Here is a 15,210-nt window from a genome sequence, read left to right on the forward strand (position 1 = left end):
ACCCTATTTCTTAACCAAATCAACTAATCCAACTTATTTAAACATCCTTATCTATTTAATATAGCTGTAGAAATTCAAATATTATTCAATATCTATTGCCATTCTATATCAATACAACCCCTATAATCTTACTATAATACCAATAGAAAGGCATTAAATTGGAATATCGTAAATACTTTTTGGATATAACTCATTAACATCACTTTCTTATTCTACACTATATAGAGTAGGCATACCTTTTTGAATTCCTTCTATGATATAGTATAGAAAGCTCAAACATTCAAACTCCCGCCGGGATAGCAGCACAAAAACACAGCTAAACAAAATAGTGTTCTGCCCAGAAATAGTACAAACAATTATAAAAAAAGCAGCAACCACCCATCTGGTAATTGCTGCTTTATACATAAGGAGAAATACTAAAAAGGAAATTACTCCTTTAATTTATTTTTTTGACTATCTATTGTCATATTAGAAATGACAGATTTATCTTGAAGCAAAATGTCCCTACCACTAGCATGCCTATCTTTTGATTTTATCAAAAGCCAGGTATTGGCCTGTTTTGTTTTTAATTTCAGTAAAGTAAATTCTCCTTTTAGCTTGTTTCCTTTTAAAACAAAACTAAGATGGCCGTTTTTTAAATCCTTTTTTATTTTATTCTCTCTATTATCAACACCCTCTCCCTCTACTAAAGAATATGTTCCATTATCCCACACAATAACATTTCCAGCGCCATAGTTTCCTTCTGGTATTACGCCTTCAAAATCTTTGTAATTGTAAGGATGATCTTCTACCATAATCGCAAGTCTTTTATCCTTTGGATTCATAGAGGGTCCTTTGGGTATGACCCAACTTTTTAATACTCCATCACTTTCCAAACGAAAATCGTAGTGTAAATGGGATGCAGCATGTTTTTGCACAACAAAAATCAATTCGGATCTTCCCTTTTTTATTACACCTTTTGGTTCAGCAGTAGCATTAAAATTACGGTTTTGACCGTATTCCTGTAAAGACATTTCAATATGATTCACATTTCAATTAATAAAAAACGCAGACTTTATCTTAACCCTTCAACTCTTCCCATCGGTATTCTCCTCTAGATTAGTGTGATCATCTCCCCCAATACTATAATGATTGTTCTCCTCATCTTCATTCCCAGAAATTTCTTTATCATCATCCAACTCTGAACCCGGAATGTCTAAATCAGCTCCAGACACATCATCCTTAAAATCTTTTTGATTCAATTTAGCACCATTATTCACTTCAACTGGCACCTTATTTTTAGAAATATCCTCTGGATCAATTTCCGTTTCTTTATGAAACTGATTGTAAATATCTTCGCTAGGAGGATACAAAAGAGAATCTGGTATCGTGTTTTTATCTTTCTTTCCTGATTTTCTTTTATCAAAATTCAACTTATCGTTTTTATTATTCATTCTGAATTTATTTAATTGATTTACATTACACTAAGTTAATCATTTATAAATGAAGCAAATACTAATACACTTAATTATTTTAAGTAAACAACTTATTTTAAACCCGTTAAATAAAAATTGAATCATATGTTTGATTTAAAAAAAATACAAACCCTATCAAGAAACCATGTTGTACCAAGAAACTGTATTCCTGTAGAACAACGCTAGATACTATTATGATCTACTTAAATTGTTAAATAATAAAGGACCCATTACAGTTTTTGTTATCGAATATTAATAGTTTTCTAAGAAGATTAACTGTAAAGAATTCCAATAAATCTCCATAAGTCCTATTTTAAAAAAAAACCTCTCAACATGTTTGTTTTAAATAATTATAATCGTAATATTGCAATATAAATATATAGCGATGGGAATTACTAAGTCACAACATTTTACAGAAGAGCAAAACGAATTGGCAACTTTGGCTAAAGCCATTGGTCATCCAGCACGTATCGCCATTATTCAACATCTCATTAAAGTTAATAGTTGTGTGTGTGGCGATATTGTCAATGAACTGCCTCTAGCCCAACCTACTGTTTCTCAACACTTGAAAGAGCTCAAAAATGCAGGACTAATAAAAGGCAACTTTGAAGGAAATGCTATTTGTTATTGCCTCAATGAAGATGGTTTTGAAAAAATAAAAGGCTTTTTTCAGCACATTAGTGCCTATTTAGAAAATAAAAAAAATCAATGTTGTTAATTTTTAAAATTATAAAAAATGAAGCTATCCGAAATAAAAAAACAATTGAGCCTACTCGAAAATGTTACTTTTGTTTTACCTAACGGGACATTTGTTCCAGAACATTTTCATGTAACTGAAGTAGGATTGATCACAAAACACTTTATTGATTGCGGTGGAAAAGTTAGAAAAGAGATTCTTGCCAATTTTCAATTATGGGATGCCAATGATTTTGATCACAGGTTAAAACCTCAAAAACTTTTGGATATAATCACCCTTTCAGAAAAAATATTGGGTATCGAAGATTATGATGTTGAAGTCGAATTTCAAGAAGAAACAATAGGTAAATATAGTATTGGTTTCGATGGTGTAAATTTTAAACTTTTAAACAAACAAACCGCTTGCTTGGCCCAAGACGATTGTGGCATTCCTTCAGATAAACAAAAGATAAAATTAGAAGCGATCTCTAACCAAAACAACAATAGCTGCTCTCCAGGCGGAGGATGTTGCTAATTTTTAATACCACACTTAAAATGAGTACTACTCCAACTATCATATACCCAGCAATCAACAAAGTAATTACCCGTTTTGATTTTAAAAGTATTTCTGATGAACGCATACTAACTTTACAACCGCTTATTGATTATATTCAAGCCAAGACCACTAGTCATAAAGAAGTAAGGCTGAACTTGATTTGTACACACAATTCCAGAAGAAGCCATTTGGCACAAGTCTGGGCACAAACAGCGGCGGCATATTATGGGATAAAAAATGTGTTTTGCTATTCAGGTGGGACTGAAACAACCGCTTTATTTCCAGTAGTAGTTCAAACTTTAGCACAAACAGGTTTCAAAATAAAAACAATTTCCGAAGGGAAAAATCCTATTTATAGTATAAAATATGGGGATAATGAACTTCCTATCATTGGTTTCTCTAAAACATTTGATGACGACTTTAATCCTCAAAGGGAATTTGCAGCGATTATGACTTGTTCGCAGGCAGATGGAGGTTGCCCCTTTATTTCTGGTGCCGAAAAACGCATTCCTATCACTTTTGAAGATCCAAAAGTATTTGATGGTACACCACAACAAGCAGAAAAATATGAAGAACGTAGTTTACAGATTGCAACCGAATTATTTTATGTGTTTTCCAAAATTAAAAAATAAATATGTCAGCAACTAATTGCGCTCCAGTAGTCGAGAGAAAAAAATTAAGTTTCTTAGATCGATTTTTAACACTATGGATATTTCTGGCCATGGCAATAGGCATTGGAATTGGGAATTTAATTCCTTCTAGTGGTAATTTTATCAACTCCTTTTCCAGTGGAACCACTAATATTCCGCTTGCCATTGGATTAATCTTAATGATGTATCCGCCATTAGCCAAAGTGAATTACAGTAAAATGGGTGAAGTCTTCCAAAACACAAAGGTATTAGGTGCTTCCTTGTTGTTAAACTGGGTGGTAGGACCTATCTTGATGTTTTCTTTAGCCTTACTTTTCCTAAACGGCTATCCAGAATATATGATTGGAGTTATCCTAATCGGACTAGCTCGTTGTATCGCTATGGTAGTTGTTTGGAATGATTTAGCCGATGGTAATAGAGAATACGCAGCGGGATTAATTGCTTTGAACAGTATTTTTCAAGTATTGCTTTATAGCGTTTACGCGTATGTATTCATAACGATTTTACCTCCTTATTTTGGCTACACTGGTTTTGAGGTAACAATCAGTATTGGTCAAATTGCAGAAAGCGTGGGGATTTATTTAGGAATTCCTTTTGCATTGGGAATCATTAGTCGTTACAGTCTTATTAAATTTAAAGGGGAAAACTGGTTTCAAAATAAATACATTCCATTTATTTCGCCTATTACTTTAGTGGCATTATTATTTACCATCGTATTAATGTTTAGCCTAAAAGGAGAATTAATTGTACAAATTCCTATGGATGTAATTCGCATCGCCATTCCTTTAGTCATTTATTTTACCCTAATGTTTATAATCAGTTTTTTCTTAGGAAAGTATTTTGGTGCTGATTATTCAAAATCTACCGCAATAGCCTTTACTGCAACTGGTAATAACTTTGAGTTAGCCATTGCAGTTGCAATAGGGGTTTTCGGTATCAACAGCGGACAAGCTTTTGCTGGCGTAATCGGACCATTGGTAGAAGTACCCGCATTGATTGCATTGGTAAATGTAGCTTTTTGGTTGAGAAAAAAGTATTATCCCTCCCCGATAGAATGACGAAGACCAAATTTACTATTTAACAAATAGTCCCAAAATCAAGAAAAAGATTTTGGGACTATTTGTTTGGTCACTTATTTAAAAACTATTCCACCGGGACAATAAGTTCCGAAGTAATTGCTTCTAAAACTTCAAATGCGGTTTCCGCCATCTTATTTCCTTTAGTGTCTAATAACGGATTAATCTCAACAAACTCAATACAAACCACTTTTTTGGTTTGAATAATTTGATTGATAATCGCAATCACTTCATATTGATCAAAACCTTTGGGAACAGGAGTTCCTGTGCCGTAGGAAATCATATCACAATCCATAGAATCTACATCAAACGAAATATATAAGACCTCACAATGTGCTAATTTAGTCAATGCTTCAGAGACACACTTTTCTAAGCCTCTATACCTAACTTCGGCTACTTTATAATTTTTGATGTGCAACTTTTCAATTTGCCTGTCTTCTTCTTCTTCTGTATCACGAACACCAAAATAAACTAAATTTTCAGCCAAAACTTTAGGGCCTTTAAAACCTATGTTTTTCATTGCTTCCCAATGTTGTTGCGTTTCCGCAGCCACTTCATTATTTTGACAATTTAAATTATCTTCGGCAAGCGCAGCTGACAAAGGCATTCCATGAATGTTTCCAGATGGTGATGTATAAGGAGAATGTAAATCAGCATGAGCATCAATCCAAAATACGCCTATATTTTGTTCTGGAAAAGCTGCTTTTATACCGCTTAACGTTCCTAATGCAGAAGAATGATCTCCTGATAAAACAATTGGAAAATAATTTCCTTCTATATTTTTCCTTACCGCATTACAAACCCGAGTACATTGTTCTACAACATGCTCAATCCTTTTAGCAGATGAACTTCGGTTTTTATCATAAATGGATTCATTGTGCGTTTTTACATCTTCAAATTCAAATTGATTAAAATAATCACTGTTTTTATTGATTGCAGCAATTTCGATAGCGTCGATTCCCAAATCAGATCCTCGAGTACCAGCCCCTATATCGGATCTGTTCTTTATTAATTTTAATGCTTTTCCCATTGTACTTAAATTATCTAAAATCATTTAAAGCTCTTTCAATAATAGCCAGACATTCCTGAATTTGAGATTCCGTTATTACTAGTGGCGGAGCTAAACGAATTTTATTGCCATGTGTTGGCTTCGCTAATAATCCGTACTCACTGAATTTCATACAAATATTCCAAGCTAAATCCGATTCTTCATCACAATTGATAACAATAGCATTCAACAAACCTTTGCCTCTAACCAATGTAATTAATGGGTTTCTTGAAGCAATCTCATTAAGACCCGTTCTTAATACTTCCCCTAGATGAGCGGCATTTTGTGCTAAATTTTCATCTTTTACAACTTCTAGAGCAGCAATAGCTACAGCTGCAGCAATAGGATTTCCTCCAAAAGTTGAACCGTGTTGTCCTGGTTTAATGACATTCATTATGTGATCATTTGCCAAAACAGCCGAAACTGGATAAACGCCTCCTGAAATAGCCTTTCCTAAAATAAGAATATCTGGTTTAACTTCTGGTTTGTTTTCACACCCTTTTTTACAGTCACACGCTCCACAAGTGGCCAATAATCTTCCTGTTCGGGCAATCCCAGTTTGCACTTCATCCGCAATAAATAAAACATTATGAGCTTCACAAAGCGCTTTAGTTTTAGCTAAATACCCATTCGCAGGAACATAAACACCCGCTTCTCCTTGAATTGGTTCTACTAAAAATCCTGCAATATTTTTGTTCGATTTTAATACCTTTTCTAAAGCTTCAACATCATCGTACGGAATTTTAATAAATCCGGCTGTGAAAGGCCCAAAACTTTTACGAGCGCTTTCATCATTTGAAAATGAAATAATTGTTGTTGTTCTTCCGTGAAAATTATTTTCACAAACAATGATTTGCGCTTCATTTTCAGCAATTCCTTTGACTTCATAAGCCCATTTTCTACATAATTTCAAGGCTGTTTCAACTGCTTCAGCACCAGTATTCATAGGCAATACTTTATCAAAATCAAAATACTTGGTTACATATTCTTCATACGGACCCAATTGATCGTTATGAAATGCACGTGAAGTCAATGTCAATGTTTGCGCTTGTTTTACCATAGCACCAACGATCTTTGGGTGACAATGCCCTTGATTTACCGCCGAATAGGCTGATAAAAAATCATAGTATTTTTTTCCATCTACATCCCAAACATAAACGCCTTCCCCTCGTTCTAGAACTACAGGTAAAGGATGGTAATTGTGGGCTCCGTACTGATTCTCTTTTTCGATAAGCGATTCCGATTTCGAAGAAAGGTTTTGTTGTGAATGTGTCATGGTATTTTACTTTAAAAATAATTAAAAAACAAAATTAGTATTTTTTTTTAGTTTAACAAAAAAAATAAACGTTTTGACTTTTTAAAGATATTATTTAAAAATATTTCTTTAATTTACATTGTAAATAAGTCATTTTAAATTATCGATTTGATTTACTGCTGTTTTTCAAATAAATAAAAAATAAGTACTTTTATACCAATACAAAACCACATTTATAATTAAAATAACATGGACTTATTAGACGAATTCGATATCAAGATCATAAAAGAGCTAGAAAAAGATGGAAGAATGGCCTATTCAGCAATAGCAAGCCATCTTAAAATATCAAATACAATGGTGCACCAACGCATCAACAGATTAACCGAACAAGGAATACTTACTGGAATAAAACCGGTGATTAATGAAAAAAAAATTGGATATGATTGGGGTTCATTTACCGGTATTACGTTGAATAAAGACCAAGATTCCGACAGGATTATTGAAGAATTAAAAAATATTCCAGAAATAACAGAGTGCTACTACATTACCGGATCGTTCACTCTTTACATTAAAATCATCGCCAAAAATCATGAACACATGCGAAAAGTCCTTTATGAAAAAATAGACACTATTCCGGGTATTGCCAAAACGGATTCTATAATTGAATTGGGGTGCGCCTTTAAACGAAATGTAAGTCTCTAATTTAACTATTGAATAAAAATGAAATATTTCAAAAATCATCTACCGCTTGCAATTTTAGTTTTTTGTTATAGTTTCTCGATGTTTGCACAAAAAATATCAAATCAAGAAACAGCAAGATTAAAAAAACTCTCGCAACAAGTAACGATTATCAGGGACAATTGGGGAATTGCTCATGTTTATGGCAAAACGGATGCCGATGCCGTTTTTGGAATGCTGTACGCGCAATGTGAAGACGATTTCAAACGTATTGAAATGAATTATATTGAAAAACTGGGACGTCTTTCAGAAATAAAAGGGCAGTCCGTTTTATATAACGATTTAGAAATTAAACTTTTAATTGATACCGATGAAGCTAAAACAGACTATAAAAATGCAGCTCCCTGGTTGAAAAAACTACTTAACAGTTATGCGGACGGAATCAACTTTTACCTCTACAATCATCCTGAAATAAAACCTGCTTTATTGACTCATTTTGAACCATGGTTTCCGTTACTCTGGACAGATGGTAGTATTGGTGCTATAAGCACTGCGGGACTTTCGACCGGAGAATTAAAAGCTTTCTATTCCGGGAACACTGATAAAGTCTCCTATATAGAAAGAGAAAAAGACGTTCAAACCGGTTCCAATGGCTTTGCAATCGCTCCTTCAAAAACAGCTTCAGGAAATGCGATTTTGTATATCAACCCCCACACCACTTTTTATTTTCGTCCTGAAATTCAAATGAACAGCGACGAAGGATTAAATGCATATGGAGCTGTAACCTGGGGACAATTTTTTATTTATCAGGGATTCAACGAGAATTGTGGCTGGATGCACACCTCTTCGAGCGTGGACGTAGCTGATATTTATGCTGAGAAAATTGTGACTAAAAACAACCGACTATTTTATGAATACGATAGCAAATTAATACCGGTTATAGAGAAAAAAATAACCATACAGTATCTAGAAAATGGGAGACTTGTTCCTAAAACATTCAATGCCTATTATACCAATCACGGACCAATAATGGCCAAAAGGGATGGGAAATGGATTAGCCTAAAATCGAATAATCGCTCGATGAAAAGTCTGGAACAAAGTTGGGTGAGAACAAAATCAAAGGGGTTTGAAGAGTATAAAAAAGCAATGGATTTAAAAGCCAACACCTCAAATAATACAGTTTATGCAGACAAAGAAGGAAACATAGCGTACTGGCATGGAAATTTTGTTCCTATTCGAGACAAAAAACTAAATTGGTCTAAAGTGATGGACGGCACAACATCAGCCACGCAATGGAAAGGATTACACGAGATTTCAGAAACGGTTCATTCCTATAACCCTACCAACGGCTGGCTACAAAATTGTAATTCTACACCTTATACTGTTGCTGGAGAAAATAGTCCAAAAGAGGCAAACTATCCTACTTACATGGCACCAGATGGGGAAAGTTTCAGAGGATTAAATGCTGTTCGATTATTGAACAAGGGCAATACTTATACCCTGGATAAAATTATTGCGGACGGTTATGACACAAAACTCACGGCTTTTGAAGTTTTAATTCCATCCTTACTTTCCAGTTTCGAAAAAAATATCAGTATCGAGGATCCACTCTATCAAGAGCTAATAGCACCAATAACCCTTTTAAAAAATTGGGATTATTATGCTAGAGAAAATTCTGTTGCTACAACTTTAGCGATAGAATGGGCCTATAAATTAGATCCAATTATTCAAAAAGTATACATTGATGAAGGTGAAATGGACCAAGTTGAAAACACGCTCAATTTTGCGAAAAATGCTTTTCCAGATCAATTGATTCCTCAGCTACAAATGGTGGTAAGTGAATTGAAAATTAAATTTGGTACTTGGCAAATTCCTTGGGGAGAAATTAATCGTTTCCAGAGAACTTCTGGAGATATTGCTATGATTTATAACGATGCCTTACAAAGTTTGCCTATCGGATATGGACCGGCGCTTTGGGGTAGTTTACCGGCTTTTAAGAGCAATTATCAAAAAGACACTAAAAAACGCTACGGCTTTAACGGAAACAGTTTTGTATGCGCTGTAGAATTTGGCCCTAGGATAAAAGCAAAGTCATTATTAGCAGGAGGAAATAGCGGTGATCCAAAATCAAAACATTTTTACGATCAGGCTGAAAGGTATCAAAAAGGGGAATTCAAAGATGTATTATTTTACAAAGAAGACGTTCAAAAAAATGCAGAACGAACGTATCATCCAGGAGAATAATACTCTTTTTTGATCATAAGATTAAAATATGTCATTATAAGAGAAACAAATTATGGGACACGTTTTATGATAAATTATTTTAGATATTTGTATAAACTAAATAAACTGATATGAAAAACATTTGCTTTTCCCTTTTAGGATTTCTATTACTATCCTATAGTTCATTTGCACAATTGAAACCAGTGAAATACACTGATAATAATCAAAAATTAAACGGATTGTTGAGTACTCCAAAAAATGGAGGTAAAAACAAACCCGGAATTCTTATACTTCCCGCTTGGAAAGGTATTGATACTCATGCTAAAGATTCCGCAAAAAAACTTTCCAATATGGGATATTATGCATTTGTCGCTGATATTTATGGGGAGGGAAATTATCCTACAAGTGTACAAGAGGCCGGAAAACAGGCTGGCTTTTATAAAAATAATGTAAGTGATTATCAAAGACGCATAAAATTAGCTTTAGATCAGTTAGTTAAAGCAGGCGCAAATCCGGACAATATTGTTGTAATTGGTTATTGTTTTGGAGGTACAGGAGTACTTGAAGCAGCTAGGGCAGGTATGAAAATTCAAGGAGTAGTTTCTTTTCATGGAGGCTTAGGGCGTGATGCTACTAGAATGAATAATCCTATCAGGACAAAAGTTTTAGTGCTACACGGTGCAGATGATACCTATGTTCCTCCTGCAGAAGTAACTGCTTTTCAACAAGAAATGAGAGATACTAAAGCCGATTGGGAAATGATTTATTATGCAAATTCAGTACATGCTTTCACAGATCCTGAAGCTGGGAATGATAACTCTAAAGGAGCCGCTTACAATGAAAAAGCCGCAAAACGTTCTTGGGAACGCATGAATTCTTTCTTAAAAGAAGTATTGAAATAATTTATTGAATATAATTTTTTAAAAACAGTATAAGTTCTAGATTTTTGTTAGTTTTATAAATTGAAATGCAACAAAATTTAGAATTTATACTGTTTTTTTATGTCAAAAAGTAAAATCAGGAACGACAAAACCTGTCTTAATTGCAGGTATGTGGTTGAAAATCGATTCTGTCCAAATTGTGGTCAAGAAAACACTGATACCAGAAAAACGTTTCATCACCTCTTTATCCATTTTTTTGAGGATTTGACACATTATGAAAATGCTTTTTGGAGGACCATAAAAAATCTCTTATTTAAACCTGCTGCTTTAACGAAAGAATACCTTTCCGGAAAACGATTGTCATATTTGGCGCCAGTTCGACTTTATATTTTTATCAGCTTTATCACGTTTCTATTAATTGCCATCTTCCCTACTGAAATCAATTCTTCAGAAAAAAATACGAAAAAAACAGCTGCCATTACCACCAAAAATAAGTCGTTTCAAAACAAGTCAATTAAAAATAACCAATCAAATCCAGAAGACGGAAATCAATTGTTTAATTTTGGCTACGAATCTGTAGATCAGTTAGATTCTATTCAAAAAAATGCTCCAGAATCTGAAAAATTATCCGATTTTAATTATTGGATGAACAAAAAAATTCAAATTGTTAAAGAGAAAAACACACAAAGCGAACTTATTGAAAAATTCGTTAGTTCCTTTATACATAATTTACCCAAGGTTCTTTTTATACTAATGCCACTCTTTGCCCTTTTTCTTTGGCTGTTCCATAATAAAAAACGGTGGTATTATTTTGATCACGGAATTTTTACATTGCATTATTTCTCTTTTTTATTACTGCTTTTTTTACTGTTGTTTCTAATTAACAAAGGACTTTCCTTAATTGAAAACTTAAACATCGGTTCTTTCCTGTTGGCAGTGATTAATTTTATCGGGATAGGATGGATGATTTATTATTTCTTTCCGGCACACCATCGATTTTATGGGGAGACCCGCATTATATCTTTTATAAAAAGTAGCCTACTGTTTTTTATCAACTTTGTCTTAATCATAATTATTTTATCAATTTTTGCTATTTACACTTTTATTAATTTACATTAAAAAATGAAAAAAATTCCTCTATTAGGTTTACTGGTTGTTACAACCATAAGCTGTACCACTCAAAAATTTAGTGTTTCAAATACAGACCCTACAAAGTATATGAACACCATTACCGCTAAAGAATTAAAAACACATCTTTACATAGTGGCTTCAGATGAAATGGAAGGCCGGGAAACTGGATCTGCAGGACAAAAAAAAGCTGGTGTTTACCTCATCAATCAATATAAAAAAAATGAAATACCATTTCCCAATGGCGCAACTGATTATTACCAAAAAATTCCAGCAGCTTTCTTAAATGCCAAACGAAACGAAAACTTACCCGATTCCGAAAATATTTGGGCTTTCATTGAAGGTTCTGAAAAACCAAATGAAGTACTTGTGATTTCTGCGCATTATGATCATGTAGGGATTAAAAATGGAGAAATTTACAATGGTGCAGATGATGATGGTTCCGGAACTGTTGCTATGTTAGAAATTGCACAAGCATTCCAAATTGCTAAAAAAGCAGGACACGGTCCAAAACGCTCGGTTTTATTTCTGCATGTAACCGGAGAAGAACATGGTTTGCATGGATCCAGATACTACTCTGAAAACCCCTTATTCCCGCTTGCTAATACAATTACTGACATCAATATTGATATGATAGGCCGCCGTGATGAAGCCCATAAAGCCAGCAGTAATTATGTATATGTTATTGGAGCAAACCGGTTATCCAGTGATTTAGATACCATTTGTACCCTAGCAAACGCTAAATACACCAAATTGGATTTAGATTACAAATACAATGATCCAAAAGACCCAAACCATTTCTATGAACGCTCAGATCATTATAATTTTGCTAAACATGGGATTCCGTCTGTATTCTTTTTCAATGGAGTTCATGCTGATTATCATAAACCAACCGACAGTCCAGACAAAATTGAATACGATGCCCTAACAAAAAGAGCTCAATTTGCATTTGTAACCGCTTGGGAACTGGCAAATCGTCCAGAAAGACCTGTTGTAGATAAAAAATAGATGAAGCACTTGGGCACTTCAAAGTTTTCACTACATTTCAAACAGTTGGGCTATCCGTTTCAATCTTTATTGTGATAAAAAATCACAATAAAGGTTTACAATTCCATCCCTTTTGCACCATAAAAAAAGAGCTTTGAAGTAATTTCAAAGCTCTTTTTTTATGAATTTTATTAAAATCTTTTGTCAAATTCTATTTTATCAGCACTATCAATTTTATACATGGGCTTCTCAAGAGGCAATGTAAAATAAAAAGTAGATCCTATTCCTTCGACACTTTCGACCCATATTTCACCGTCATTTTTTTCTAGAAATCCTTTTACTAATAACAAACCTATTCCGGCTCCCTTGTTGTCTTTCCTAGCCTTAGAAAGTGTACTCATTTGTGGGGTAAAAAGTTTGCTTTGTACCTCTTTAGACATTCCTATCCCTGAATCCTTTATCTGAATTATTACTTTTTCTGCTGTAATCTCAGCCGAAACCTCAATTTTCCCTCCAAGTAAAGAATGCTTAATGGCATTAGAAATTATGTTTTGAAGAATAGAAAGTAACATTTTTCCATCTGCAAAAACGATAGTATTAGCTTCAATCTTGTTATGAAGATTTATGGAATTCAAAGAAGCCGTTTCATGCAATGATTCAAAAGCCATTTGCACAGAATTAAAAAGTTCAATTTTTGTCGGAGAAAATACTTCTGAGGCATACTTTATTCTAGCCCATTCTACTAAATTGTCTAGCATGTTTAACTCATCAACAGCAGTTTTGTGAAGCAAATGAAGCATTTCTTTTACAATATCAGAATCTAAACTGTTTAGATTTGTTTTCAGATATTCTGCCGTTCCAATAATTCCAGATAATGGACTTCTTAAATCATGGGAAACAATTGCAAGAACATTCTCTTTGTGCGTATTAAGATCTTCCAGTTCTTTTACATATTTTTTTATAGCATCCTCTGATTTCTTTCTCTCGGTCAAATCCCGTAAAATTTTAACATATCCTAACATCTCGCCCTCAATTCCAATAAGCGGAAAAACCAAACCATAGGCGTAAAACAAACTTTGATCCTTACAAACGTGCCATCTGTTATCAGTTGCTCTTCCCTCTATTAAGGCAGCTTGAATTTCTGTTTGCGGAATACCATTTTGTATGTCATCTTCCGTAAAAATAACATCAAAATGCTGTCCTATAATTTCATCCGTCTCGTATCCAAATATTTTTGACGAACCAGAACTCCAGCTATTAATTATAAATTCTTTATCAAGTGTGAAAATCGAATAATCTTGTAAACTATCTATTATTTGGCTATAAAACTCGGCTGTTGGAAGGTAATTGCGTTTAAGAATTTTAGAATTTATTTTCTCGTTTTCCATTAAATTATGTAAAAAATATTTAAAATTTTGAAAGATTATTTCGGTTTGATTTCACTATAAAATGTGCCCAAAGATACACAAAAGAAAATACGATTTCAATAAAACAAATATTATACCTTAAGCAGGAATTTATATCCTAAAAGTTGTTGTCTTGAATTGTTTAATCCTTAAATCCTAAACAACTGCTTTGATAATAGCACGTTAATACCGGTTTCTCTTTTACAACAATCAAGCCGATAAAGTAGTGCCAACGATATCTTGAAACTTTATCCCACAAAAAAAGCCTCGAATTTCTTCGAAGCTTCTGCTTTCTGGGTGGGAGACGGGGCTCGAACCCGCGACCCTCGGTACCACAAACCGATGCTCTAACCAACTGAGCTACAACCACCATTTGCTTAGCGGTTGCAAATATACGACATAAGTTTACTTCTGCAAATATTTTTTTTAAAAATTTACATCAAATTCATATCAAATCTCCTAAGCTATTGACTGCCAAATATCTTTCTACCGTAAAACCTTCAGCGTATTCTACTCCTGTCAGTCTTCCTAGATCTCTCGATCGATAATTTAGACTTTCTAAGAAATTTTTACTGGTTATTGGCGACTCAGGTTCGTTAGAAGTTGCATCATAAAACTGAGAACCATAAGCCATAATAGATTCCGTTTTTTTATCCGTATAACCGGTAATATCAACCACAAAATCCGGCGCTATATTTTTCCACTGTATGTAATGATACACTAATTTTGGTCGCCATGCCGTTTGTTTCTCTCCGGCTAATGAGGTTTCGATTTTCATTAATCCAGATAAAAAACAAGCATCTGATACCAGTTTACTTCCCTTTGAATGATCAATATGACGGTCATCAATGGCATTACACAAAACGATTTCTGGTTTATACTTGCGAATCATTTTTATGATTTCCAATTGGTGCTTTTCATCATTCATAAAAAAACCATCTCGCATTTCTAAATTTTCTCGCACTGTAACCCCCAGAATTTTTGCAGCAGCATTCGCTTCTTGATCTCTAATTTCTGCTGAACCACGAGTTCCTAATTCCCCACGGGTCAAATCGATAATCCCAACTGTTTTTCCTAAAGAGATTTCCTTTAAAATAGTTCCTGCACAACCCAATTCCACATCATCAGGATGCGCACCAAAAGCAAGTATATCTAATTTCATTTCAATTCGTTTAAAGTTCTGTTTTTTTAAA

15 protein-coding genes and 1 tRNA gene are annotated in these 15,210 nt (G+C 33.9%); 9 read left to right on the forward strand and 7 right to left on the reverse strand.

Annotated features, from left to right (window positions below):
• Positions 1-428 precede the first annotated feature (428 nt).
• The gene (locus ACNQF9_RS13095; protein ID WP_417990356.1) at positions 429-1,028 is read right to left on the reverse strand and encodes a DNA polymerase ligase N-terminal domain-containing protein; all 600 of its coding nucleotides are present in this window, start codon (positions 1,026-1,028) and stop codon (positions 429-431) included.
• A gap of 39 nt (positions 1,029-1,067) precedes the next feature.
• Positions 1,068-1,433, reverse strand: coding sequence for a hypothetical protein (locus ACNQF9_RS13100; RefSeq protein ID WP_417961247.1), 366 nt, complete (start codon positions 1,431-1,433; stop codon positions 1,068-1,070).
• Between the two features lie 406 nt (positions 1,434-1,839).
• Here ACNQF9_RS13100 and ACNQF9_RS13105 point away from each other — a divergent pair, with 406 nt between their 5' ends.
• From ACNQF9_RS13105 to arsB, 4 genes are read left to right on the forward strand one after another with little or no spacing between them, the layout of a single operon-like run.
• Entirely contained in the window at positions 1,840-2,172 is a 333-nt protein-coding gene (locus tag ACNQF9_RS13105; RefSeq protein ID WP_417961249.1) for an ArsR/SmtB family transcription factor, read from the forward strand.
• An 18-nt stretch (positions 2,173-2,190) separates the two neighbouring features.
• Positions 2,191-2,664, forward strand: a complete 474-nt coding sequence (locus ACNQF9_RS13110; protein WP_417961251.1) for a DUF6428 family protein — start codon at positions 2,191-2,193, stop codon at positions 2,662-2,664.
• Positions 2,665-2,684: 20 nt separating this feature from the next.
• Positions 2,685-3,317, forward strand: coding sequence for a low molecular weight phosphatase family protein (locus ACNQF9_RS13115; protein WP_417990357.1), 633 nt, complete (start codon positions 2,685-2,687; stop codon positions 3,315-3,317).
• A gap of 2 nt (positions 3,318-3,319) precedes the next feature.
• Positions 3,320-4,393, forward strand: coding sequence for an ACR3 family arsenite efflux transporter (arsB, locus tag ACNQF9_RS13120; RefSeq protein ID WP_417990358.1), 1,074 nt, complete (start codon positions 3,320-3,322; stop codon positions 4,391-4,393).
• A gap of 85 nt (positions 4,394-4,478) precedes the next feature.
• On the opposite strand, the gene ACNQF9_RS13125 is transcribed toward arsB, so the two are convergent.
• On the reverse strand, positions 4,479-5,465 hold the full coding sequence (locus tag ACNQF9_RS13125; RefSeq protein ID WP_417961257.1) for an arginase: 987 nt from the start codon (positions 5,463-5,465) through the stop codon (positions 4,479-4,481).
• On the reverse strand, positions 5,452-6,735 hold the full coding sequence (gene rocD / locus ACNQF9_RS13130) for an ornithine--oxo-acid transaminase (RefSeq protein WP_417990359.1): 1,284 nt from the start codon (positions 6,733-6,735) through the stop codon (positions 5,452-5,454). Before rocD ends, ACNQF9_RS13125 begins: the two co-directional genes overlap by 14 nt.
• 228 nt (positions 6,736-6,963) lie before the next feature.
• On the opposite strand from rocD, the gene ACNQF9_RS13135 reads away from it, so the two are divergent.
• The 5 genes from ACNQF9_RS13135 (at position 6,964) to ACNQF9_RS13155 (ending at position 12,632) form a co-directional block, all read left to right on the forward strand.
• Entirely contained in the window at positions 6,964-7,416 is a 453-nt protein-coding gene (locus tag ACNQF9_RS13135) for an Lrp/AsnC family transcriptional regulator (protein ID WP_417961261.1), read from the forward strand.
• 18 nt (positions 7,417-7,434) lie between these two features.
• Positions 7,435-9,636: a penicillin acylase family protein gene (locus ACNQF9_RS13140; RefSeq protein WP_417990360.1), complete on the forward strand. Its 2,202-nt coding sequence runs from the start codon at positions 7,435-7,437 to the stop codon at positions 9,634-9,636.
• Positions 9,637-9,746: 110 nt separating this feature from the next.
• Positions 9,747-10,517, forward strand: coding sequence for a dienelactone hydrolase family protein (locus ACNQF9_RS13145; protein WP_417990361.1), 771 nt, complete (start codon positions 9,747-9,749; stop codon positions 10,515-10,517).
• A gap of 99 nt (positions 10,518-10,616) precedes the next feature.
• The gene (locus ACNQF9_RS13150; RefSeq protein ID WP_417990362.1) at positions 10,617-11,615 is read left to right on the forward strand and encodes a DUF3667 domain-containing protein; all 999 of its coding nucleotides are present in this window, start codon (positions 10,617-10,619) and stop codon (positions 11,613-11,615) included.
• A 3-nt stretch (positions 11,616-11,618) separates the two neighbouring features.
• A complete protein-coding gene (locus ACNQF9_RS13155; RefSeq protein ID WP_417990363.1) occupies positions 11,619-12,632 on the forward strand; it encodes a M28 family metallopeptidase in 1,014 nt (337 codons plus the stop codon).
• 170 nt (positions 12,633-12,802) lie between these two features.
• On the opposite strand, the gene ACNQF9_RS13160 is transcribed toward ACNQF9_RS13155, so the two are convergent.
• The 3 genes from ACNQF9_RS13160 to bshB1 all read right to left on the reverse strand — a co-directional run bounded on the left by ACNQF9_RS13160 (position 12,803) and on the right by bshB1 (position 15,179).
• On the reverse strand, positions 12,803-13,999 hold the full coding sequence (locus ACNQF9_RS13160) for a PAS domain-containing sensor histidine kinase (protein WP_417990364.1): 1,197 nt from the start codon (positions 13,997-13,999) through the stop codon (positions 12,803-12,805).
• 313 nt (positions 14,000-14,312) lie between these two features.
• Positions 14,313-14,388 (reverse strand) — tRNA-His (locus ACNQF9_RS13165).
• Between the two features lie 74 nt (positions 14,389-14,462).
• On the reverse strand, positions 14,463-15,179 hold the full coding sequence (gene bshB1 / locus ACNQF9_RS13170) for a bacillithiol biosynthesis deacetylase BshB1 (RefSeq protein WP_417961273.1): 717 nt from the start codon (positions 15,177-15,179) through the stop codon (positions 14,463-14,465).
• Positions 15,180-15,210 lie beyond the last annotated feature (31 nt).

Origin of the sequence: Flavobacterium amylolyticum, from assembly GCF_048284335.1 — a bacterium.
GTDB lineage: Bacteria > Bacteroidota > Bacteroidia > Flavobacteriales > Flavobacteriaceae > Flavobacterium.

Coding starts and splice junctions, on each gene's coding strand:
- ACNQF9_RS13110 (WP_417961251.1), top strand. CDS start 2,191: ATGAAGCTATCCGAAATAAAAAAACAATTGAGCCTACTCGAAAATGTT.
- ACNQF9_RS13115 (WP_417990357.1), top strand. CDS start 2,685: ATGAGTACTACTCCAACTATCATATACCCAGCAATCAACAAAGTAATT.
- ACNQF9_RS13125 (WP_417961257.1), bottom strand. CDS start 5,465: ATGATTTTAGATAATTTAAGTACAATGGGAAAAGCATTAAAATTAATA.
- ACNQF9_RS13155 (WP_417990363.1), top strand. CDS start 11,619: ATGAAAAAAATTCCTCTATTAGGTTTACTGGTTGTTACAACCATAAGC.
- ACNQF9_RS13140 (WP_417990360.1), top strand. CDS start 7,435: ATGAAATATTTCAAAAATCATCTACCGCTTGCAATTTTAGTTTTTTGT.
- ACNQF9_RS13145 (WP_417990361.1), top strand. CDS start 9,747: ATGAAAAACATTTGCTTTTCCCTTTTAGGATTTCTATTACTATCCTAT.
- rocD (WP_417990359.1), bottom strand. CDS start 6,735: ATGACACATTCACAACAAAACCTTTCTTCGAAATCGGAATCGCTTATC.
- ACNQF9_RS13135 (WP_417961261.1), top strand. CDS start 6,964: ATGGACTTATTAGACGAATTCGATATCAAGATCATAAAAGAGCTAGAA.
- ACNQF9_RS13150 (WP_417990362.1), top strand. CDS start 10,617: ATGTCAAAAAGTAAAATCAGGAACGACAAAACCTGTCTTAATTGCAGG.
- bshB1 (WP_417961273.1), bottom strand. CDS start 15,179: ATGAAATTAGATATACTTGCTTTTGGTGCGCATCCTGATGATGTGGAA.
- ACNQF9_RS13160 (WP_417990364.1), bottom strand. CDS start 13,999: ATGGAAAACGAGAAAATAAATTCTAAAATTCTTAAACGCAATTACCTT.
- arsB (WP_417990358.1), top strand. CDS start 3,320: ATGTCAGCAACTAATTGCGCTCCAGTAGTCGAGAGAAAAAAATTAAGT.
- ACNQF9_RS13105 (WP_417961249.1), top strand. CDS start 1,840: ATGGGAATTACTAAGTCACAACATTTTACAGAAGAGCAAAACGAATTG.
- ACNQF9_RS13100 (WP_417961247.1), bottom strand. CDS start 1,433: ATGAATAATAAAAACGATAAGTTGAATTTTGATAAAAGAAAATCAGGA.